Genomic DNA, 22773 nt, shown 5'->3' on the forward strand with positions numbered 1-22773 from the left:
ACATGACCGACACCGCCCACTCCGCTGACGAGTCACGCACGCCCGGCGAGGAGTCACGCAGCCCCACCGAGGAGTCACGAGAGCCACGGTTCCTGCTTCCCGTCACCGGCGCGATCGGTCTGCTCGCCGCCTCGATCCTGACGATCGACAAGATCGACCTGCTGCAGGCCAAGGTCGACGGCACCGACACCGCCCTGAACTGCGACATCAGCGCCTTCGTCAGCTGCAGCGGCGTCATGGAGTCCGACCAGGCCTCGGCCTTCGGCTTCGCCAACTCGATCATCGGGGTCATCGGCTTCGCGATCGTCCTGACTCTCGGCGTGCTCGTCGCTGCGCGCGTGCACCTGCCCGAGCCCGTCTGGGTCGGCCTGCAGGCTGGCGTCGTCTTCGGCATCGGCTTCGTGACCTGGTTGCAGTACCAGAGCATCTTCAACATCAACCTGCTCTGCCCGTGGTGCATGGTCGTGTGGACCATGATGATCCCGCTGTTCGTCGGTGTCACGGCACGCAATTTGCGCACGTGGGCGCCCGGCTCCGCGGTCTCACGATTCCTCAGCGACTGGACCGTGCTCGTCATCGCCTTGTGGTACTTGGCCCTGGTGGCCGTCATCTGGTTCGAGTTCGGCCCCGATCGCCTGTTCGGCTGAGTCACTGGTCACGCTGATCGCGCGATCTGTTGCCGATGACCTCGGCCTATGTAACTGTGTGTTACCCGCATGTTTCACAGGCAGGAGCCGCACGTGAACGAGTCCCTCGTCGATCGCTCAGCGCTCGCCCGACGCCTGCGCGCGGCCGGTCGCGCCCTCACCACCCCTCTGCTGCCCGATGACTACCTGAAGCTCATCAATCCGCTGTGGTCAGCACGCGAGCTGCGTGGCCGTGTCGAGCGCGTCGTGCAGGAGACCGACCGAGCCGCAACCCTGGTCATCAAGCCCGGCTGGGGCTGGTCCTTCGATCACGCGCCGGGCCAGTACATCGGCATCGGCGTCGAGATCGACGGCAAGTTCCACTGGCGCTCCTACTCGCTGTCCTCGCCTCCCCTGCGCGAGAACGACACCGTCTCGATCACCATCAAGGCCATGCCCGAGGGCTTCATGTCCGAACACCTCGTCAACGGCCTCACCCCGGGAACCATCGTGCGCCTCGCCGCCCCACAGGGCGACTTCGTGCTGCCTGATCCTCCACCTGCCAAGCTGCTGTTCCTCGTGGGCGGCAGCGGCATCACCCCCGTCATGTCGATGCTGCGCACCATCGATCGCCGTGACTCGATGCCCGACACGCAGCTGGTCTACTCCGCGGTCAACGAGGACGACATGATGTTCGTCCACGAGCTGCGCGTGCTGGCGATGCGTTTTGAGAACTTCACCTTCTACGAGCGGTTCACCGACACCGACGACATGCTGACCACCGACCAGCTCGACGACGTCGCACCGGACTGGCGCGAGCGCGAGACGTGGGCCTGCGGTCCGGCCCCCATGCTCGACGCGTTCACCGAGCTGTACGAGCAGCACGGACGCCTCGATCACCTGCACATCGAGCGGTTCTCCCTGGCCACCGTGGGCAGCGAGGCATCCGGAGGCAGCGTCACCTTCGGTGAGGGTGGCCCCACCGTGCAGGTCGACGGCGCCACCACGCTGCTCGAGGCCGGCGAGAAGGCCGGTGTCAACATGCTGTTCGGCTGTCGCATGGGCATCTGCCACACCTGCGACGTCCCGCTGGCCTCGGGCCGCGTGCGCGACCTGCGCAGCGGCGAGGAGCACGAGAACCCGAACGAGTACATCCAGACCTGCGTCTCGGTCGCCGCTGGCGACTGCACCCTGACTGTCTGATCCACCCCGAAGGAGCGACCACGATGGCAATTTCCGACGTTCGCGAGTACACCCACCTCACCGACGACGAGGTCGAGGCGATCGGCGCCGAGCTCGACGAGATCCGCACCGAGATCGAGGCCTCGCGTGGGCAGGCCGACCGTGAGTACGTGCTGCGCATCATCACCCTGCAGCGCCGCCTCGCGGCCGCCGGTCGCATCACGCTGTTCGCCAGCATGTTCCCGCCGGCCTGGTTGCTCGGCACCACGTTGCTGGCCTCGGCCAAGATCCTCGAGAACATGGAGATTGGCCACAACGCCATGCACGGCCAGTGGGACTGGATGAACGACCCCGAGATCCACTCCAGCAACTGGGAGTGGGACACCACCCAGCCCGCCGAGCAGTGGAAGCACTCGCACAACTACGTGCACCACCAGTTCACCAACGTGCTCGGCCACGACAACGACGTCGGTTACGGCATCCTGCGCATGAGCCGCGACCAGAAGTGGACGCCCTACAACCTGGGGCAGCCGGTGTACAACGCCCTGCTGGCCCTGCTGTTCGAGTGGGGGGTCGCCCTGCACGACCTCGACATCGAGGCGATCCGCAAGCGCGAGAAGGACCCGCAGCTGCTGTGGAAGCAGCTCAAGCAGATCGGCACCAAGGTTCGCCAGCAGGCCGTCAAGGACTACGTGCTGTTTCCGGCCCTGACCGGCCCCCAGTGGTTGCACACGCTGACGGCCAACGCGACGGCCAACCTGACTCGCAACCTGTGGACCTACATGATCATCTTCTGCGGGCACTTCCCCGACGGTGCGGTGCACTTCACCGAGGAGGAGCTCGAGGACGAGACCCGCGCCGAGTGGTACCTGCGCCAGATGCTCGGATCGGCCAACTTCGAGGGCGGCAAGCTGCTGCACCTGATGAGCGGGCAGCTCGGCTACCAGATCGAGCACCACCTGTTCCCCGACCTGCCCAGCAACCGGTACGCGCAGATCTCGGTCAAGGTCAAGGACATCTGCGCGCGCTACGACATCCCGTACACGACCGGCCCGCTGCACCAGCAGTACGGACAGACGTTCCGCACCATCATGAAGCTGTCGCTGCCGAACCGTCGCACCGAGGACAACCCCGCGCCCACCCCGGCTCGAGCCAAGCGCCGCCTGCGCGACGACGAGCGCCCCACGCGCCGTTCGGAGCTCGGCAAGTGGTCCCCCGCGTCGGCATGACCGACCTGGAGGCGTTGTCGGTGCCGTTCGCGTGCATCGACGACGACGGGCAGGCCGACGCGTCCCGGGTCGTCAAGAAGCGCGCCATCCGCTGTGCCCTGAGTCGCATCTGCGGCATCTGCGGCGACACGCTGAACCGCCCCATCGCGTTCCTCGGACCCCGATCGGAGGCCGACGGCAACCGGTTCGCGTTCCCGCCCCTGCACCTGTCCTGCGCTCGGGAGTCGGCCGCAGCTCGCGCCGATGCCGTGGGTGGCCACCTGGGCCACGTGCACGCCGATGGAGCGTGGCTGATGGTGACCACCGGCGGCTTCGATCTCATCCGCCCGAGTCGCCGCGGAGATCCGGTCTGGTTCAGTCCCAACTCGGTGATCGAGATTCTCGAGGCGTAGCACTGGTGGCGCCCGCAGCACTGGGGTAACTTCGGGTTACACCCGTCCACGCCCCGCTCCCACGAGGTCCCATGAGCCTGACTCGATTCCTGACCCTTGCTGCTTCGCTCGCCCTGGGCCTCGGCCTCGTGGCAGGGGCGCCCACCCACGCTGCCGAACGGCCACTCCCGGTGCCCTACTCGTTCCTGCCGTCGGCGGTCATCGCGGGGCTCGGGGTGGATGCCGACCCGCCGGGCGCCAACGACTGGACGTGCACGCCCAGCGCGGAGCACCCCACCCCGGTCGTGCTCGTGCACGGCCTCACGGGCAACAAGGCGACCAACTGGCAGACGTTCTCGCCGCTGCTGGCCAACGAGGGCTACTGCGTCTTCGCGCTCACCTACGGCCAGTCGGCCCTCGCCCCGGCGCCCTTCGGCAACGTCTTCGGTGGCCTCGGGCCCATCGAGGAGAGCGCCGAGCAGCTGTCGCAGTTCGTCGACCGGGTGCTCGAGACCACCGGCACCGACCAGGTCGACATCCTGGGCCACTCCGAAGGCACCGTGGTGCCCAACTACTACGCCAAGTTCCTGGACGGTGGCCCGAAGATCGACAAGTACGTGTCGATCGCCCCGCTGTGGAAGGGCACCAACGCGGCGGGCCTCAACACCGTGGCGCGGCTCGGCACCCCGTTCGGCGCGACGCCGATCGTCTTCGGGCTGCTGCGACCGTTCTTCGCCTCGGGCGAGCAGCTGCTCGCCGACTCGGACTTCATGGCGAAGATGCGCTCGGGTGGCACCCCGATCGTCGAGGGCATCGAGTACACCAACATCGTCACGAGCTACGACCAGCTGGTCGTGCCGTACACGAGCGGCATCGAGGCGGGAATGACCAACATCACCGTCCAGGACGTCTGCGGCATCGACTACAGCGAGCACTTCCAGCTCGTGGCCGACCCGGTGGCCGCGGCGCTCGTCCTCAACGCCCTGGAACCGCTCGATCCGCGGCGCGTGCCCTGCCGTCTGGTGCTGCCGTACGTCGGTTCCCTGTAGGCCTCGGACGACTGCGCGGAGGACGATCGCGAGACCCTGCCGCGCGTCATCGAATGTTCACGAACTTTGTGTGCAAAACAAAGGTCCGTGCGCTATCTTTCTGGGAGCACGACACCTTTTCTTCTCCGGCGGAGCTTCCGCCTCGAGATCGACCGAAAGTGAGAAACCCATGGCCAATGTTTCCGTTTCCTACCAGGAGATGCAGGACCAGGCGACCAAGCTGAACAACGCTCGTACCGACATCGACGGCCAGCTGGGCGCCCTGCGCACCCAGATCGCCGGTCTCGTGTCGGGTGGCTTCGTCACCGACTCGGCCTCGGGCGCGTTCCAGCAGTCCTACGACGACTTCAAGAAGTCCTCCGACCAGGTGATGGAAGGCCTCGACGGCATGGCCACCTACCTGAACAAGGCGGTCGAGACCCTTAGCCAGGTCGACACCGAGCTCGCCAACGCCCTCAAGTAATTTCACTGGTCTGACGTCGCCGGGCCGAGTCCCGGCCCGGCGATGTCCTCACGCTCGAAGGATGACGCGGCCATGGGAGCCCCCGATCTCACGTACGACTCCGACCGCCTGGCGAACCTGTCCACTCAGATGGGCACGATCTCCGGCAATCTGCACGACGACCGCGACCTCAAGTCCTATGACGTCGAGGAGGCCGGCCACCGCAAGGTCGCCGACGCCATCGACGACTTCGTCAACGACTGGGACGACAAGCGCAACAAGCTCGTGGAGAAGGTCGACGCACTCGCCGAGATGGCCTCCACCTCGCACGAGAACTTCACCCAGGTCGATCTCGACCTGGCCGCCGCCCTGACGACGGAAGAACAATGACACGCCGCAACGCCGAGTGGCACCTCGTCGGTCGCGACAGCGACCCGGTCCCCGCCGATCGGTTCGACGTCGATGACGTCGCCGCCGACTTCACCGCCCGCGGCGCCGTCATGGACGAGGCCGCTGCCACCCTCAAGGCCTTCTCCGACCTCGAGGAGTGGACCGGCGAGGCCGCCGTCAAGTTCGCCGACAAGGCCAGCGAGGCGCACAGCGACCTGAACAAGGCCGGCGAGAAGTACACCGACGCCGGAGCCGCGCTCGCCACGTTCGCCGACCGCATCAACGAGGCCCGGCTCGACACCTGGAGGGCGCTCCAGGACGCCATCGCGGCCGACTCGGACAAGCGCGCCAACGCCGACAGCCTGCTCGACGGCGTCGACGACCCGTCCGATGAGCTGCAGGACGCCGACGACCAACGGTCCGACGACTACGACGCGGCCGATAGCGCCCTGACCAAGGCACGTCAGGACCTCCAGACGGCCATGGACACACTCGACGCCGAGGCCAACAACTGCGCAGCCCGCATCAACAGGGCGTCCGAGAAGTTCAAGGACAGCCGGATGGACAACGTCAGGGGCTTCGTCGCGGCAGCCGTCGACGTCCTCGGCGTCATCGCCATCATCATCGTCGCGGTCGTGATCGTGTTGCTGATCGTGGCCACGGCTGGCGGATTCCTCGGCGCGCTGCTGGCCGGAAGCCTCTTTGCCGGCCTTCTCACCGCGGGTACGGTCGTCGGCTCGATGATCCTCGGCCTGACCCTCGTCCAGTTCTTGATCCTGGATGATGCCACTCTGGGTGACGTGGGCCTCGCGACGCTCGGTGTCATCGGAGGACCGCTGGGCAAGATCGCCGGCAAACTCGCGGCGCCGGCCTTGGCTCGACTCGCCCCGGCGGCTCGGACCGCCATCACCGCCTCCACGCGAGGTTCGACCCCGTACCAGCTGAACGCCTTGGGTTCCAACCTCGCCCGCGGAGTTCCTCTCCTCGGCAACCGTTTCCCGCTGCGCGACATCGCCGCCGGACTCGACTCAGCCAACGTGAACATGATCGACGACGCCGTCGGGGTCTTCGACACCACGCTCAGCACGCTGCCCCGGGCCGGTGGCCTCTCGCGCCTCATGGGCACCGACGGCTTGGTGAACACGTTCCGCCAGGTGCAGCTGTTCAAGGGGGTGGACGGCTTGGTCATCGACGCCCCCACGTTGACGGCGCTGAACCGGGCCATGGGCATCGAGGGCGTCGCTTCCGTTGCCACGGTCGCCGGACAGGGCAACGACGTCGCCGGGTTCCCCGAGTCGCTGTCCAACACCATCGACAACATCGCGAACTTCAACGACACGATCACGATCGAAGCTCCCACCCGACCCACCACTGTCGTCCCCGTTGGTCGGTGACCGTGATTCTGTTCCCTGTGTGGCAAGGTTCGACGCGTGATCGATGAGGTGCAGTTCGGGGAGTTCGCGGAGTGGATACTGCTCCCCCTGGGGACGCCCCCGGAAGTCCTGACCGCGCATCTGCTGGACCGTTTCTCCGGCGATCCGACCCCCGAGCCCACCAAGCGCGCCATCGCCGAGCGTCTGCCGGTCCTGTCCGATCAGGTGCAGGAGAGCGTGAGTGGCGACGGCACCCAAGCCTTCGCCGTGTGGATCCTCGTGCCGACGGGCGGAACCGAGCTGACGGTGGTCGGGTGCGCCTTCGCGGCGCTTGTGCGCCGCGATCCCGGCGCCGGGCCGTCGGACTTCATCGAGACCCTCGTCGAGGGACTCCAACTGTACCAACCGATCGACGTCAGCGAGCTCGAGACCCCTATCGGCACCGCCCACCTCGTACGAGCTCGCACCTACGACGAGCGCGACCACGGGCTCACGATCTCGCAGACCACGTCGGTCGTCTGGCTGCCCGAGGGCGAGTCGTTTGCCATCTGGCTGGGCACCGTGCCCTCCGACGACCTCGTCGAAGCCGCTGACGTCGCCTCGGCCCTCGAGCAGTTCGCCGCTTCCATCACGGTCACACGCTCGTGACCAGCCGGTCCATCTTCAGCACAGTCCAGGAGTCCTCTCGGTGACGCGCACGACTCTCTACGCCGCGACGCGCGGTGGTCCCTTGGTTGACGACGTGCGTCACTGGCGCGTCGAGGTGACGCCCGACGGATCGTTGGTGCTGCACGAGCCCGGCGGCGCACCTCGGGTCGTGGCCTCACCGGGGCAGGTGGCCCGCGTGGTCGTCGTGCCCTCGTCCCAGGTGGGTCGGCGCCTCCTGGGTGCTCCGCTGTTCAACAAGCCCGGCCAGCCGTGGCTCGACGTGCTGGCGTTCCTGGGCGATGACAACGTGCTGCTGTCGATGCCCTTCGACCTGATCGACCTCGGGCCCAGCTACCTGCTGGACAAGCACCGCACCTCGGGCGCCGCGGACGTCGCGCTCAGCCTCGGGCTGACGCTCGAGCCCGCCACCGAGTCCGAGATCTCTCGGGTGAACGCCGCACCCGGTGTCCATACGCGGGGCACCACCAAGGATGCGCTGCTGGCCCGACGTCGCGTGCATCTGGCCGCATTCGCCTGGCTGATCGCGTGCTTCGCCGCCATGATCGTCATCGGCAGCGATCGGGACGACGAACGCGTGACCGCCGTGGGTATCGCGATGATCCCGGCCCTGATGTTGCTCACCGTCGCGGCCTGGCGGCGCTCCGCGGCCTTCGTCAACCAGCGACCCAGCGCCCCCGATGGCCGAACCGTGGTCCCGAACGTGGCCGGCCCCGACCGCTGGCGATGGCTCAGGGAGCACCAGCTGCAGATCGGATCGCATGACATCGTCGTCATCAAGCACGTGATCGAGAGCTGGCTGCCCGGCCCCGCACGAGGCGGCGTGGTGCGGTGCACGGTGAGCGAGGACACCATCTGGTTCCACGACCGCCACGACGTCGCCCTGTCCGCGGTGCCCGCCGAGCTGTGGGTCACTCCGGGCACAGCCCCGACCGCGTTGCAGACCGCGTGCGACGACGCCGGCATCGCCTTCACGCAGCGACAGGTCGAGGACATCCCGCCGTTCCTGGCATCAGATCTCGATCCCGCGGTCTACGCCTCCGACCAAGCGCTGCAGTACTCGATCACGGGACACCTCGAGCGGGGTGCGATCTTCTGGGGAGCGGGCGTCTTCGTGGTGGCGTTCGGTTTCCTGGCCTCGACCATCGGCGCGGGCAGCCTGATCATCTTGTCCGACCTCCCCACCGTGCTGCGGGCGATCATGGCGGCGGTCGCGGTCATCGGGCTGGGCGCCATGGCGGCCATGGTGATCATGTATCGCCACACCAAGCAGTGGGACCGACGTCAGATGGAGACCTTCGCGTGAGCACAGGGCAGCGCACCATCACCGCTCCAGACTCCTACCGGCTGATCCTTCCCTCGGGCTGGTTCACCCTCAGCACCGATCCCAGTCGGCGCGACGCCGACGTCAAGCGGATGCTCGACCGCCAGTTCACCGGCCGCGCCCGCGACGAACTCATCTCCCTGCGCGTGGAGCTGGACCGTCGCCTGCGCCGCGACCTCTCTCGTGCCGCCGAGGCCGGCGCCACCCAGATCCACGCACTCGTCGACCCCATCGCCGGCCTCCCCATCTCGGCCACCCTGGTCGTCGCCCAGCTGTTCACCGGACCCGACGGAGCCATCGACGCCCAGGTCCGCTCGCTCCTCGGCGCGGCCGAGGGCGTCGTGGAGAACGCCCCCACCGCGCTCGGCGACACCCCGGCCCTGCGCCGGCGCCGACGCATCGAGGCACCCCTGTCCGAGGACGAGGGTGCACCCGTGGCCTGGCACACCCACGTCGACTACGTGGTCCAGGCCGACGCCGACCGCCTCCTGGTCCTCAGCTTCGTGACCTCCACCGACGAGGTCGCCGACCAGATGGTGTTCGTCTTCGACGCCATCGCCGCCACCCTGCACCGCAGCACGTCCGACGGCGCCATCGCCTGGGAACCGACCCGCTACAAGCCGCCCGAGCCCGCACCCGAGGCCCAGGCGGCGCCGGATGCCGACTGACCGCCATCCAGTCCCGGCTCCAAGGAGACTCCCCGCACGATCGACACCGCCATGCACCCGCTCTGTGCCACTGATCTGAGCGTGACCGACCGACCCACCCAGGTCGTCATCGTTCTCCGGTCGTTGATGCGGCCGAGCCCACCCGGGAGGCACAACTCGGACATGAGGTTCACCGGGTGACACGTCGGTTTCTGTACGCGACCACGCGGGCCGGTTCGATGGTCGAGGACGTGCGGCACTGGCGAGTCGAGGTGGCCGGTGACGGGTCCCTGGTCGTGCACGAACCCGGGGGCACTCGGCGGGTCCTCGCTTCTCCGGGGCAGGTCGAGCGGGCCTCTACGACGTGTCGACGACGGTGAGCATCATCATGGCGGTATCCGGCGTCATCCACACCGTCGTCGGCGGCGCCATGTGGGCGATGTACATCAGGGCGAAGCGATGGGACCGACGTCAGATGGAGACACTTGCGTGAGCACAAGACAACGCACCATCACCGCTCCGGACTCCTACCGACTGATCCTGCCCTCGGGCTGATTCACCCTCAGCACCGATCCCAGCCGGCGCGACGCCGACGTCCAGCGAATGCTCGACCGACAGTTCACCGGCCGCGCCCGCGACGAACTCATCACTTTGCGCGTGGAGCTGGACCGCCGCCTGCGCCGCGACCTCGCCCGTGCCGCCGAGGCCGGCGCCACCCAGATCCACGCACTGGTCGACCCCATCGCCGGGCTCCCCATCTCTGCCACGCTGGTCGTGGCCCAGCTGTTCACCGGACCCGACGGAGCGATCGACGCCCAGGTCCGGTCGCTGCTCGGCGCAGCCGAGGAGAACGCCCCCACACCGACTGATGTCCCCGTACCGCGGCGGTGCGAGCCAGGCCGCTACCGCGGCGGTGCGAGCGTGGCGACCTGCATCGGCGTGCCGTCGCCCAGGTGCAGCCAGCCCTTGCCGACAGCCACCGGCTGACCCAGGACGTTGCGCGGCATGCGGCAACCGATCAGCTCTCCGTCGGACATGCCCTGCGGCGACAGCAGCAGACCCTGACGGGCCTTCTTCATCTCCGGCTGCCAGCCGCTGAGACCCGCACACACGCCCTCGATGTGGCCGCTGAGCACCACCAGCGTGTCGGGCACCTGCCCGCGCGCCACGCGCATGAAGAACTCGCCACCAGCAGCGTCGCGCAGGCCCTCGCCGTCGTCGATCAGCACGATCACCGGGCGACCCGCGCCCGAGACCAGCTCGTCGTAGGTCTCCGGCGGCGTGGCCGGGTCCGTGAGGACCGCGAGCACGCCCGGCCCCTCGAGGTCACGCAGTGGGCTGGGTCGCGGAGCGAGCACGATCACCGCTCCCCCGGTCTCGATGAACGTGCGGGCCATCGCAACCAGCACCGAGCTGCGTCCCGAGCGCCCGGGACCGGCGACCACGAAGCTGTTGCCACGGGCGAGGTCCACCGCGAAGCCGGTCAGCTCGTCGCCACCGACACCGGCCAACACGTACGGGCGGGCTGCGTCGTCGGGCACCAGGGCGAGCGCCTCGGCCACCTCGATGCGTCCCGGCAGCGCGTCGACGCGGAACGGAGGCACCGTCACCTGGCCCACGTGCGCGGCGGACCTGGCCCCGATCTCGCGCAGTGCGGCCGCCTGGGCCTGCCCCCCGAGGTCGCTGTCGAGCAGGTAGATCTGCATCTCGTTGCCCGAGCGGTTGAAGCCGCGGCCGGGCGCGATCGCGTCGGGCATGTCCTTGCCGCGCAGGCCGACCAGGCTGTAGTCGTCGCGCTCGGCGAGCCGCAGCACGATCTTGTTCTCGGTCATCGAGGAGACCCGCGAGTTGTAGGCCAGGGAGCGGTCACCGGTGACGATGGCGTGCACGCCGAGACTAGCGCCCTCGCGCAGGATCCGCAGGACCACGTCATTGAGGGCGTCGACGGCGCCCAGCGTGGCGGTGAAGCCCTCCCAGCGGTCGAGCATGATCACCAGGTGGGGCAGGGGGTCGGGGCTGACCCGTCGCTGCTCGCTGATGTCGCCGAACCCGTCGGCCGACAGCACCTGTTGGCGCCGGTCCAGCTCCTCGCCCATCTTGGCCAGCAGCCGCGACGCGCGCTGTCCCTCGCTGCGGCTGACGACGGCGCCGGTGTGCGGCAGCGAGGTGAACACGTTGAGGGCGCCGTTGCCGCAGTCGATGCCGTACAGGTGGACGTCGGACGGGTCGGCGAGCTGAGTGATCGAGGCGGCGACGGTGCGCAGCAGCTGCGAGCGGCCACTGCCGGCCGAGCCGATGATCATCAGGTGTCCGTCCCGCTCGAGGTCGAGGTCGGCCACCACCTGGCGCTGCTGGGCGGGGACGTCGCGGCGGCCGAACGGGAACGACGGGATGCGACCGCGCTCGGACTGGACGGTGACCTCGTCGGCCCACTGCAGCTCGCCGGGCAGTGCGGGCAGCCATGGGCTGCGCTGCTGGCCGATCTGCTCGTGCTCGGCGGCCTCGACGACCGCCGCGACCAGCTCGGACAGGTCGGTGCCGGCGACCTCGGTCTCCTTGCGGCGCGGCGGACGGGCCGCGGAGTAGCCCAGCGACCGCCACGACACCTGGGTGACGAACGGCGGCGGCAGGTCGACGGCGACCGCTCCGGGGCGCCGGCCCCCCACCCGGCCGGACTGGAACGCCTGGAGGGCGCCCGCGCCGAGCCGCGCGTAGGCGCGACCGGGCGTCGACTTGGCGATGCGCGAGGCGTCGGGGGTGTCGAGCACGTCGGAGCTGTCGGCGGCGTCGGCGACGCGCAGGGCGATGCGCATGTTCGTGTTGGCGCGGATCTCGGCGGACACGACGCCGCTGGGCCGCTGTGTGGCCAGGAGCAGGTGGATGCCAAGACTCCGACCGAGCTGCGCGATCGCCACCAGCCCGGACACGAAGTCCGGCAGGTCCTTGCTGAGCTGGGCGAACTCGTCGATGACCAGCATGAGGCGCGGCAGCGGCACGCGGTGCGGCTCCTTGGCGTGCAGCGCCTGGTAGTCCTCGATGTCCTTGGTGCCGGCCTCGGCGAGGAAGTGCTCGCGGTACTTGAGCTCGGCCTTGAGCGACTCCAGTGCCCGCACCACCAGGTGCGGGTCGAGGTCGTTGACCTTGCCGACCGTGTGGGGCAGCTTGACGCAGTCCTTGAACGCGCTGTCGCCCTTGTAGTCGACCAGCACGAAGTTGATGGCGTCGGGACGGTTGGCGATCGCCAGCGACGCGATGATGGTCTGCAGCAGCTCGGTCTTGCCCGAGCCCGTCATGCCGGCGATCAGTCCATGCGGACCGTCCGAGCGCAGGTCCAGCGAGAACGGACCGTCCAGGCCCGCTCCGAGCACCATCTCGGTGCTCATAGGCTGCAGCATCCAGCCCGACCGCACCTTGTCGGAGGTCGGCGGGTCCATCTCGACGACCTCGAGCAGGCGCGCGCTGTCCGGCAGCGTCTCGCCGTCGCCGGCTCCGCCGAGGTCGCGCAGGCTGGCCAGCGAGCGGGCGACGCCGTCGGCCCACTGCACCGAGACGCCGTCGAGCAGCAGGTCGGGCACCGCCCGGTGCGCACTGCGGCGCAGGGCCGCGCGGTGCTGGTCGGCCAGGTCGACGTCGAGCGTCGCCTGGGCGCGTTCTGGCAGCGAGCGCTGGTGATCATCGACGCACAACGCGAACACGCCGACGGCGGGGCCGTCCTCGAGCACCTGGCTCAGCCCCTGCACGGCCCGCAGTCCGCGGTACCCGTGCAGCACGACCACGTGGGCCGGGAAGCTCTCGGCGGTGACCCGCTGCCCCTTGGCGCCGTCCTGCCGCGCCTTGATGACCGCGCCCAACCAGGCGACCTGCGAGGAGATGGTCTCCGGGTCGTTGCCGATCATCGCGACGGGGCCGTCGGGGTCGTCGGGGCGCATGTGCGGCAGCCAGCCGATCCACGACCACTCCGGTCCGCCGCGCGACGTCAGGAACGACATCGTCAGGTCGCGGGGGGCGTGGTAGATCGCCAGCTGGGCGATGGCCCAGCGCAGCGAGGCGTCGACGCGCTCGTCGGGACCCGCGATGCCGACGATATGGGACTCGGTGATCGAGAAGCCCGCCGGGACGGCGTGCAGGGAAGGCAGATCGTCGGGCACCTCGCCGGTGATGCTGATCGTAGTCTCGAGGTCAGCCGACCCGAGCCGCACCATCAGGAAGTCCTCGTCGGAGCGGCGACGCTCCCACAGGCGGTTGCCCGGCAGCGTCGCGGTCACGTAGGTGGCCGCGGCGTCGGGCATCTCGTGCCGGAACTTGGTCTGCTCGCCCAGCGTGAGCTCGGTGAGCTGGACCTGTGCCTTCTGCAACTTCTCGTGGTACTCGGCGAGCTTCTCCTTGTAGTTCTTCGCACCGCCGCGGCGCTCGGAGATGAAGTTGGCGCCGAGCATGACCGGCGACATCAGGCAGAACACCAGGAAGGTGGGGTTGCGGGTGATCGAGACCATCACGAGACCCAGCGCGAGGGGGGCCAGCGCCGCGATGATCGGGAAGCCACGGCGACGCTGCTCGGCGGGCGCCTTCGGCACCTCGACCTCAGGCGTGAGGTGGAACGGCTTGATGCGCGGCGGTCGCAGGAAGGTGCGCCAGCCCGGCTCGGCCTCCTCCACGACGGTCTCGTCGCGGCGTGCGGGCGCCAGCACGACGGCCGAGTCGCCGACCTCGAGCACCTGGCCCAGCGGCCAGGGGGTGGCCTCCTGGGCGTCGAGCCTGACGCCCTCGAGGAAGGTGCCGTTGGTCGAGCCCAGGTCGGTGACGGTCACCTCGTCCTCGCCGACGGTAATGGCGGTGTTGCGGCGCGACATCGAGCGGTCGTCCCACGCGATCTCCGCACCGCGACCGATCTCGTGGGTGCCTTGTGGCAGCGTCACCACGAGCCCGGCGTGCTGGCCGCCCACCACGTGCAGCTGCAGGCCCGAGGCCGACAGCGCCGGTTCGGCTCCCGCCTGGCCGAAGCCGATGCGGGCGCCGTGGTGCAGCCCGGAGCGCGACAGCGTCGCCACGGAGCCCTCGTCCTCGCCGTCGGCACCGCGCGGGTCGAGGTTCCACCGGCCGACGGCACCGATCTCGGTGGCCAGCACCCGCTCGATGGCGTCGGCGGGAGTCGCATCGTCGCAGTCGAGGACGACGTCGGTCTCGCCGGTCTCCTGGGCCAGGGTCACCGTGATCCGCATGCCGATCGTTCCTATCCGTTAGGGCCGACGACGAGCAGGCTGTTGCTCTCGACGTCGTCGAAGTTTCCGACCTGACCGGTCAGGGTGCAGGCGCTGACCTGACCGCGTACGACCACGTCACCGTCACCCTGGGCGACCACGGCACCGTCGCAGCTGGGCGACGGGGTGAACGTGAGCTGCGGGTCGCCCACGAACGCCGTGAGCAGCGTCGACGGGCGGCCGGAGGAGCTGCTGTCGTACAGGGGCTGCAGCTCGTCGGGCTCGCCGTCGGAGAACACCGGGAACAGTCGGATCCGGACCGCGTCGTCGGTGCCGAGCGTCAGGGTGTTGGGGATCTGCAGGGCCAGGCCGGACAAGCGCTGCAGCAGGTACGAGGTGACTCCGGTGACCCGAGGATCGGTCACGGCGTCGCGCGTGGCCTCGTCCTGACGGTCCAGGTAGTCCTGCAGCGCCGACCCGGGGTCCTCACCGAGGTCGATGTCGGAGATCTGCGCCTCGTACTGCACCGTCTGGCCGGCCTCGACCGACAGGTCGACCGAGAAGCCGCCGCACTCGGGCAGGATGCCCGTGCTGCGGCCGATGTTGCGCTCGACGGCACCGCCCCACTCGACCGTGGGGCACTCGCCGCCGGTCGTGACGGGCGGGATCACGGCCAGCACCTCGCCGGTGAGCGGGGCGCGGTCGGCCGAGTAGGTGGTGACAAGGGCGATGGTCCCGGACTCGGGGTCGTACTCGGCGGTGGACTCGACGCCCAGGCCGGTGGGGAACGCCTCGGCCTCGGTCTCGGCGGTGATGGCCTCACCGCCGCCGACGGCCTCGTCGCCGCCGCCGAAGGGCAGTCCCTGGGTCACGAAATACACGACGGCCGCGACCAGGACGGCCACCCCGATCAGGCCACCGATCCACCAGCGGGCTGTCTTGCGCTTCTCGGCCTCGGGGGTGGGCGCGGTGGGCTCCAGCACCGGTGGCGCGTAGGTGCGGGCGTGCCGGGCCAGGTTGGTGGCGTCGGCGGCGCCGATCTCGGCCTCGCCGGGCGAGAGGTTGACGACGGCCCCCGGCGCGGCCAGCGGCTCGCTCGGGGCGGCCAGGCCGCGGATGTTGGTGGCCCCGACGTCGAGCTGCTCGTCTTGGCGGACCTGCACCGGGGTGGGGGCGGCCCCTCCGGTGGTCTGGAAGTCGGCCGGGTCGTCCTGCGGCAGCAGGGCGGGCACGTCGAGCACGTCGTCGGGCAGGGCGCGCAGCTGCTGGGCCGCGGCGGCCGGGGTGGGACGCACGGTGGGGTCCTTGGCCAGCATCGACCGCACGATGCTCCACAGCGCCGGCGCCACCTCGATGTGCGGCACCTCGGCCGTGACGTGGCGGAAGCCGATCGTGTGCGCCGTGCCCGCGCCCGCGAACGGGGTGCGACCCGACAACAGCTCGTAGAGCATGACGCCGGCCGCGTAGACGTCGGAGGCGCCGCTGAAGCGGCCCTCGGAGAACAGCTCGGGCGGCATGTAGCCCGGGGTGCCGAGCAGCCCGGTGGCCTGGACGGTCGACTCCTGGGCCAAGCGGGCGATGCCGAAGTCGGTCAGCCGGACGCGGTCGCCCAGCGGGCCCTCACCGTCGGCGACGAGCACGTTGTCGGGCTTGACGTCGCGGTGCAGGCAGCCCTTCTCGTGGGCGGCCGCGATGGCGTCGAGGACGGCGGCGGTGGCCGAGACGGCCGCGTCGGGGCTGAGGGTGCCGGCTTCGCGCAGCAGCGCCTTGAGGTCGCTGCCGGAGACCAGGTCCATGACGATCGCGAGGTCGTCGCCCTCGACGACGAGGTCGCGGATCTCCACGATGCTCTGGTGGCGCAGCGACAGCAGGATCGAGCGCTCCTGGATGAAGCGGCCGACGATCTCCGGGTCCTGGGTCAGCTCCGAGCGCAGCAGCTTGGCGGCGACGTGCTCGTCGGCCACCCGGTCCTGGGTGCGCCACACCTCGCCCATCGCGCCCGAACCGATGCGCTCGAGCAGCTCGTAGCGACTTCCCAGAGCCCGGTTGGCCCGCCGACTGCCCACGTCCACGATCGTCTCTCTACTGCCCTGAACCGTCGGCGCTGCCCTCGACGCCCAGCGGGAACCAGGTCAGCGCGGGCGCCAGATCGGCCGGGCGCACGCCCGGCGTCTGGGTCGTGGCGTACAGCGGCGTGACGTTCTCGGCGGGCAGGGCGCCGGAGGAGGTGAAGTCGAGCGCCGGGCCGGCCAGCGAGTCCTCGACGCCCGGGGTCAGTGCCGCCAGGGCCGCGGAGACCTGCGCCGGGTCGGTGGACTCGGCACTCGCCGCGGCGCGCACCAGGGCGAGCACGGCGTCGTGGCTGGGCAGGTCCGCGTCGACCGCGAGCTCGGAGAACGGCGCCCCGTCCAGACCGGACAGGAAGGCCGCGTCGCCGGCCGCGAGGCGTAGGGCCGCGAAGTAGGCGGCGGCCGAGCTGGCCTCATCGCTCGACCCGAGCGTCGCGGTGTCGGTGGCCGGGGCGCCGATGGCCACGAAGCGTCCCGACGTGGTGCCCTCTCGCTGGCTCAGCGACGAGGCGAAGCTCGGCGACAGCGCCTCGGGCGTCTGGTACACCGGCAGGTCGGGCTGGGCGCCCTGGAGCGCTGCCAGGATCGCTCCCTGCGACGAGGCGGCGGCCGACACGATGATGCTGTCGGTGTCGCCCTCCTCGACGGCCTCGTCGAGGTTCTCCAGCAGGTCGTCGAGCGTGGCACCGCTGAAGGCGACCTCGGCGGCGCTGGACGCGGCGGGCACCGGCACGTCGTCGGCGGTGATGACGGTGGGGCTGTCGACCTGGTCGGCTGCCATGGCCTCGGCGATCCCCGCGGAGATCTCGTCCTCGGACGGGCCGGTGACCCAGACACCGTCGGGCAGCGGTTCGGTGGTGCGCAGGTACGGCGCGACGACCGGGACACCGGCGGCCGAGGCGGCCGAGAGCGCGGGCTGCACGTGACTGCCCGAGGTCGCCAGCACGATGCCGGAGACGCCCTGGTCGACGAGGTCCTCCACGACGGCCACGGCCTCGTCGGCGTCACCCTGGTCGTCGACCACGGTCAGGTCGACCGGGGTGTCGCCCAGCTGCAGCCGATAGGCAGCGAGCTCGGCGCCCGCGGCGGGCCCGGTGTGGTCGGCGCCCTCGCCCGGTGCGGACGTCGACGACACGACCAGGCCGAGGCTCATGTCCTCGACCCCGTCGATGCTCAGGGCGACCTCGGCAGGCGGCAGCGGCGAGCCGTCGTCGTCACCAGTGCAGGCCGTGAGGGCGAGGGCGGTCGTCAGCGCGATCGTCGTGGAGACCATCGCGCGGGTCAGTCGTGCCATCGGTGCTCAGTCCTGTCCGATGTGGAAGGAGAAGACCGTGCGTGCCGACGTGCTGTCGGCCAGGTCGAGGTCGAACGCTCCGAAGGACTCCTCGGCCTCCAGCGACGCGCGCACCTGCGCCTGCTGCAGGAACAGGTCGTCCAGCGAGGTGCCCCGCACGCGGCTGAAGGCGTCCGAGAGCTGGCTCGCGTCGACGATCTGCTCGTTCGAGGCTCCCGTGCTGCGGGCACCGGTGAAGATGGTGCCCAGCAGTCCGCTGCCGTTCTCCTGCGGCGTGCCGATGTTGACCAGGATGGCCTGCAGGTCCTCGACCAGCTGGGTCTCCGAGGAGGCGAGCTCACCATTGGACTCGCCCACCTGCGAGCCGATGCGGTCCAGCGCCGTCTGCACCGTGCCGGTGAGGCCGGCTTCGAAGTCGCTCGCCTCGGCGTCCAGCGCGTCCTTCTGTCGGTCGATCGACTCGGCACCGTTCTCCACGATGTCCTCTCCGATGCCGCTCAGCGATGCGCTGAACTCGTCGAACAGGCTCCCGGCGCCCTCTTCGGACCGCGCCCGTGCGTCGTCAAGACCCTGTCGGAACTCACCGGCGTCCTGGTTGTTGTCCTCGACATCACCGATTGACTCGTTGAAGGTCTCCTCGAGCCGGTTCGTCACGTTGGTCTGATTCGCCACGAACTCATCGAAGGCGATCTGAAGCTCGCCACGGAAGTCAGGGAGGTCCGGCTGCGGATTACCGTCGGCGTCGTCAGGCTGGGGGCGGTCCTCGTAGACGCCGTCAAGCTGCTCGTCGATCTGGTCCACCGCCTGCTGCAGCGAGCGGGCTTGGCCGTCCTCGATGAGGTCCTCGTACCGCTCAATGATGCCGTTGATGCGATCGAGCAGATCATCGACAAAGGAGCCGAGGCTGTCCGCTGCGTCGGTGTCGGTCTCGGCCCGTGTGGTCTCCCACGCGGTGGCCGTCGCGTCGATCTTGTCAAGGAGCGAGGAGTCGTATCCGGGTGCGCTGGCGGGCTGGCCAGCGCAATCCGTGCCGCTGAGCAGCGCACTGGCGCGGTTGCTCTCAGGTGTCTCCGGCAGATCGTCACACAGCACATCGGCCAGATCTGCCGCCTGCTCCAGCGCTCCCCGATTTCCGCGCAGCAGGGTGAGCTGCTCTTCTGCCCGCTCGTTGATCAGCGCAAGAGCACCGTCTACCCCTTCGAGAGCAGTCCTGACTTGTTCTAGCTCGGCCTCGATGTCATCAAACTCGCCGCCGACTCCGCCCTCGGCGAGGTCCTCGTCGATGCGAGTGCGCACGGGGTCGAGGACGGCGAAGACCTCGTCGTAGTTCGTCTGCAAACGCTCGAGACGCTCAGGCTTGAAGATGCCCGGCTCGGTGTCAGAGCCCAGAATCGTGTCACGCAGGGAAGTCAGCGCCGTGCTGGCGTTACCGATGGCGCCGGTGGCGCAGGTGAGCGCTCCTTGGGCGGTTTGGTCCTCGCACTTGTCGTTGACCGTCCCGATCGTGTCGTTCAACTGCCCCACGACAGCATCCCGGCAGCCATCGGTGGCGCCGGCCAGCTGCTTGAGCTGTTCCTCGACGTCACGCAGCTGGGCGAACACCGTGGACTGGTTCGACCCATCAGGCGTCATGACCTCGCAGCCGTCCGCCCTCGGGGGGGAGGGCGGAGCCTTGTAGCTGTTGGCGTCGCCGAGCACCTTCTCCTTCACCTCGGTGAAGGAGGTACCGAGCTGCTGCACGGCGGCGTCACTGGAGGAGCTCAGCGAGCTGGCGATCGAGGAGTCGAGGCTGTCGAGGTCGGTGGACAGGCCGCCGAGCGCCGAGGTGACGAACGTGGCGCTGGACTCCAGGTCCGAGATCGTCTTGGAGCCGAGGTCGCCGGCGGAGGCGTCGAGCTGCTCCTCGACCTTGGCCAGCACGGTGCTGGCGTCGGTCAGCACCGAGCCGACCGAGCTGAGCAGAGCGATGGTGCTGGTGGTGAGCTCGCGGGTGCCGTTGTCGTCGGTGAACGCCGAGTCGACCAGCTGCGACAGCGACGTGTCGGTGACCAGACCGGGCTGGACGCTGATGTCGAAGGTCGGCGGCTCGAAGTCCTCGACCTCCTGGACCAGGGTGAACGTGGCGCTGGGCGCCAGGCGCGGCGGGGCAAGCATCGTGGCCCACTGCACGCGGGCGTCGCCGCCGGTGTCGCGGCTCACGACACCGTTGGTGACGCGCTCCTCGGTGCCGGGTTCGCCGACCACGACGTCGCCGAGGTCGGAGTCGCCGAGGTCCGCCGAGGCCACGACGGTCAGCGGCGTGCCGACCAGGGCCGGCGCGGTCTTGTTCTCGGCGTCGGAGTTGTAGGACAGCAATTCGGGGGCGACGGTCGTGTTCTGCACCGTGACATCGATGTAGACCCGGCCACTGACACCCTCGAGGTCGGTCAGGTCGGTGCCCGCGCCGTCCTCGTACCGGTAGGAGGTGAGGACGCGCACCGGCAGCTCGGAGCCCGTCTTGGACGGGTCGTGGGTGATCTCGTCGTCGGTGACCACGCCGTCGGCCTGCTGGCTGAGCGTGGTGCTGGAGATGGAGGTGAGCGTGCCGTCGCCGCTGACCTGCACGTCGACGGCCTGCAGGACGTTGGTCGCGGCCGCCGTGGCCGGGAGCTGCAGCCCGGCGACGACCAGGGCACCGGTCACCACGCCGAGCCCGGCGATCTTGGTGACGTGGCGAGCCCGGCGGGGCTCACGCCCGTCGCGGCGTGCGTCAGTGGCGTTCTCAGACATCTACATCTCCTCGTGGAGCGCGCCCGAGCAGCGCGCACAGACAACAACCTCTGACCCCGACCAAAGTCACGGGTTCGAGCGAGGAGATCGTACCAACCTTTCTGGAACGAAAAACCGCGAACGTGCCAACAGGCGGCACGTTCGCGGTTCGTGGTGGAGCTGCCGGGAATTGAACCCGGGTCCTGCAACGCAGAATCAGGGCTTCTACGGGTGTAGTTCGTCTGACGCTTTTCTCAGCTCCGACGCTTGGACGAACGCATCGCCGACGAGCTCAGTCGCAGAAAAGTCCCGATCACACCCTGCAACACAGTGTGACCAGCAAGTCTCCTTGATGAGACTGGCGATCCGGGACGGAGACGCTCCCGGGCCAGCCCTTCACCTATCGCTTAAGCAGCGAGGGCGAAGTCAGTGCGCTTTGAATCGGCACTTGTTGGTTTCCAGAGATCGTTAAAGAGATAACCCTGGATCCTCTACCCGCTTCACCTGACTCGAAACGACCGCAGTCGAAACCGATCAGCCCCTCTTGAGTTGTCAATCACGACCGAAGCCGCTCCCCCAGTGTAGCGCTCCGAACCGACAGAACATTCCCCGCGGACGGCCGCCTCAGTCGATGGGCAGGGCGAAGGTCCGCTGCGGTTCCCAGCCACGGCGCTCGTCCTGGTGGTACAGCGCGAACTCGGTGGCCACGAACTCGCACTCGAAGGCGGCGAGTGCCGTCTCGGCGTGATCCAGTGCCGCGTCGTCCAGGTGGTGGGCCACCGTGATGTGCGGGTGGTACGGAAACTCCAGCTCCTCGCACCCCGTGGCCGTGCGCACCTTCTGCGCGAGCTGCTGTGTCGGCTCGACACCGTCGACGACCGCCACGAACACCACGGGCGACACGGGGCGGAAGGTGTCAGTTCCCCGCAGGATGACTCGGTAGGCCGGCACGCGCGCGGCGACGTCGTCCAGGATCTCGGGGAGCTGCTGGAGCAGGTCTTCCTCGAGATCGATGGGCGGCATCAGCGTGATGTGCGTGGGAATCGTGGCGGCCAGGGCGTCGCCGAACGAGGCCCGCGCCTCACGCAACAGGCTGCCGAACGGCTCAGGTACGGGGACAGCCACACCGATCGTGCGCCTCACGGAGCGACGAAGCCCGAACGCTCGTAGACCAGCTGCAAGGTCGGTACCGCGACCTCGCGGGCGCGGACCGCGCCTGCCGCGAGGATGCGGTCGAGCTCGGCCCGGTCCCCCAGCAGCTCACGGGTGCGGTCGCCGAACGCTGCGACGAAATCCCCCACCAGATCACCCAGGGCGACCTTCAGGTGACCGTACTGCTGGCCCTCGAACTCGGCGACCACGTCGTCGATCGACCGGTCGGTCAAGGCGGAGAAGATCGTCAGCAGGTTGGCGATGCCGGGCTTGGTCTCGCGATCGTAGAAGATCTCCGAGCCGGAGTCGGTGACCGCTGATCGCAGCTTCTTGGCCGCCTGCTGGGGCGTGTCGGTCAGGTCGACCACGCCGGCGTGTGACTGGTTGGAGCCGCTCATCTTCGAGACCGGGTCCTGCAGGTCGTAGATCTTGGCCGTGGCCTTCACGATGTGCGCCTCGGGGACGGTGAACGTCTCGCCGAAGCGGTGGTTGAAGCGCTGCGCGAGGTTGCGGGCCAGCTCGACGTGCTGGCGCTGGTCCTCGCCCACCGGAACCTTGTCGGCCTGGTAGATGAGGATGTCCGCGGCCATCAAGATGGGATAGGTGAACAGTCCGACGCTCGCCGAGTCGCTGCCCGAGCGGGCACTCTTGTCCTTGAACTGCGTCATGCGCCCGGCTTCGCCGAATCCGGTGATGCCGCCCAGCACCCACGCGAGCTGAGCGTGCTCGGGGACGTGGCTCTGCACGAACAGGGCGCTGCGCTCGGGATCGACACCGGCGGCCAGCAGCTGAGCGGCTGCGATGTAGGTGCGTTCGCGCAGCTGGGCCGGGTCGTACTCGACGGTGATCGAGTGCAGGTCAGGGATGAAGTAGAACGCCTCGAACTCATCCTGCAGGGCGACCCACTGCTTGAACGCACCGAAGTAGTTGCCGAGGTGATAGGAGTCGGCCGTCGGCTGGGCTCCGGACAGAACTCGGGAGGTCGACGCCATGGTGTGCATTCTGCCAGCCGC

18 protein-coding genes and 1 other RNA gene are annotated in these 22773 nt (G+C 69.1%); 12 read left to right on the plus strand and 7 right to left on the minus strand.

From position 1 onward, the window contains the following. The first annotated feature begins 2 nt into the window (after positions 1 to 2). The 12 genes from ACHAA3_RS04740 (at position 3) to ACHAA3_RS04795 (ending at position 10286) form a co-directional block, all read left to right on the plus strand. Positions 3 to 647 carry a vitamin K epoxide reductase family protein gene (locus ACHAA3_RS04740; RefSeq protein ID WP_435707792.1) on the plus strand — a complete coding sequence of 215 codons (645 nt, stop codon included), beginning with the start codon at positions 3 to 5 and terminating at the stop codon, positions 645 to 647. Positions 648 to 740: 93 nt separating this feature from the next. Next, entirely contained in the window at positions 741 to 1829 is a 1089-nt protein-coding gene (locus tag ACHAA3_RS04745; RefSeq protein WP_435707793.1) for a ferredoxin reductase, read from the plus strand. A gap of 23 nt (positions 1830 to 1852) precedes the next feature. Then, complete coding sequence (locus ACHAA3_RS04750; RefSeq protein WP_435707794.1) at positions 1853 to 3037, plus strand: fatty acid desaturase family protein; 1185 nt, start codon at positions 1853 to 1855, stop codon at positions 3035 to 3037. Further along, entirely contained in the window at positions 3016 to 3429 is a 414-nt protein-coding gene (locus tag ACHAA3_RS04755; protein ID WP_435707795.1) for a hypothetical protein, read from the plus strand. Before ACHAA3_RS04750 ends, ACHAA3_RS04755 begins: the two co-directional genes overlap by 22 nt. Before the next feature lie 71 nt (positions 3430 to 3500). Further along, on the plus strand, positions 3501 to 4457 hold the full coding sequence (locus tag ACHAA3_RS04760) for an esterase/lipase family protein (RefSeq protein WP_435707796.1): 957 nt from the start codon (positions 3501 to 3503) through the stop codon (positions 4455 to 4457). Between the two features lie 169 nt (positions 4458 to 4626). Further along, the gene (locus ACHAA3_RS04765; protein WP_435707797.1) at positions 4627 to 4920 is read left to right on the plus strand and encodes a WXG100 family type VII secretion target; all 294 of its coding nucleotides are present in this window, start codon (positions 4627 to 4629) and stop codon (positions 4918 to 4920) included. A gap of 72 nt (positions 4921 to 4992) precedes the next feature. Next, positions 4993 to 5289 carry a hypothetical protein gene (locus tag ACHAA3_RS04770; RefSeq protein WP_435707798.1) on the plus strand — a complete coding sequence of 99 codons (297 nt, stop codon included), beginning with the start codon at positions 4993 to 4995 and terminating at the stop codon, positions 5287 to 5289. Next, positions 5286 to 6683, plus strand: coding sequence for a hypothetical protein (locus ACHAA3_RS04775; RefSeq protein ID WP_435707799.1), 1398 nt, complete (start codon positions 5286 to 5288; stop codon positions 6681 to 6683). Before ACHAA3_RS04770 ends, ACHAA3_RS04775 begins: the two co-directional genes overlap by 4 nt. Positions 6684 to 6719: 36 nt before the next feature. After that, the gene (locus tag ACHAA3_RS04780) at positions 6720 to 7310 is read left to right on the plus strand and encodes a hypothetical protein (RefSeq protein ID WP_435707800.1); all 591 of its coding nucleotides are present in this window, start codon (positions 6720 to 6722) and stop codon (positions 7308 to 7310) included. Positions 7311 to 7350: 40 nt separating this feature from the next. Further along, positions 7351 to 8634 carry a hypothetical protein gene (locus ACHAA3_RS04785; protein ID WP_435707801.1) on the plus strand — a complete coding sequence of 428 codons (1284 nt, stop codon included), beginning with the start codon at positions 7351 to 7353 and terminating at the stop codon, positions 8632 to 8634. Beyond that, complete coding sequence (locus ACHAA3_RS04790) at positions 8631 to 9320, plus strand: hypothetical protein (protein ID WP_435707802.1); 690 nt, start codon at positions 8631 to 8633, stop codon at positions 9318 to 9320. Before ACHAA3_RS04785 ends, ACHAA3_RS04790 begins: the two co-directional genes overlap by 4 nt. 582 nt (positions 9321 to 9902) lie before the next feature. Then, positions 9903 to 10286, plus strand: a complete 384-nt coding sequence (locus ACHAA3_RS04795; protein WP_435707803.1) for a hypothetical protein — start codon at positions 9903 to 9905, stop codon at positions 10284 to 10286. Here ACHAA3_RS04795 and ACHAA3_RS04800 read toward each other — a convergent pair. The 7 genes from ACHAA3_RS04800 to trpS form a co-directional block, all read right to left on the minus strand. Then, entirely contained in the window at positions 10202 to 14518 is a 4317-nt protein-coding gene (locus ACHAA3_RS04800) for an FtsK/SpoIIIE domain-containing protein (RefSeq protein WP_435707804.1), read from the minus strand. The genes ACHAA3_RS04795 and ACHAA3_RS04800 overlap by 85 nt on opposite strands. Positions 14519 to 14529: 11 nt before the next feature. Then, positions 14530 to 16569: a serine/threonine-protein kinase gene (locus ACHAA3_RS04805; RefSeq protein ID WP_435707805.1), complete on the minus strand. Its 2040-nt coding sequence runs from the start codon at positions 16567 to 16569 to the stop codon at positions 14530 to 14532. A gap of 10 nt (positions 16570 to 16579) precedes the next feature. After that, a complete protein-coding gene (locus ACHAA3_RS04810) occupies positions 16580 to 17860 on the minus strand; it encodes an ABC transporter substrate-binding protein (RefSeq protein WP_435707806.1) in 1281 nt (426 codons plus the stop codon). 6 nt (positions 17861 to 17866) lie between these two features. Continuing rightward, entirely contained in the window at positions 17867 to 20629 is a 2763-nt protein-coding gene (locus ACHAA3_RS04815) for a hypothetical protein (RefSeq protein ID WP_435707807.1), read from the minus strand. A 151-nt stretch (positions 20630 to 20780) separates the two neighbouring features. Then, positions 20781 to 21150, minus strand: a transfer-messenger RNA (tmRNA) gene (gene ssrA, locus ACHAA3_RS04820). Between the two features lie 82 nt (positions 21151 to 21232). Then, the gene (locus ACHAA3_RS04825; protein ID WP_435707808.1) at positions 21233 to 21751 is read right to left on the minus strand and encodes a 2'-5' RNA ligase family protein; all 519 of its coding nucleotides are present in this window, start codon (positions 21749 to 21751) and stop codon (positions 21233 to 21235) included. Then, entirely contained in the window at positions 21748 to 22752 is a 1005-nt protein-coding gene (gene trpS / locus ACHAA3_RS04830; RefSeq protein ID WP_435707809.1) for a tryptophan--tRNA ligase, read from the minus strand. Before trpS ends, ACHAA3_RS04825 begins: the two co-directional genes overlap by 4 nt. Between the last annotated feature and the right edge of the window lie 21 nt (positions 22753 to 22773).

Source organism: Aeromicrobium sp. CF3.5 (genome assembly GCF_051262695.1).
GTDB lineage: Bacteria > Actinomycetota > Actinomycetes > Propionibacteriales > Nocardioidaceae > Aeromicrobium.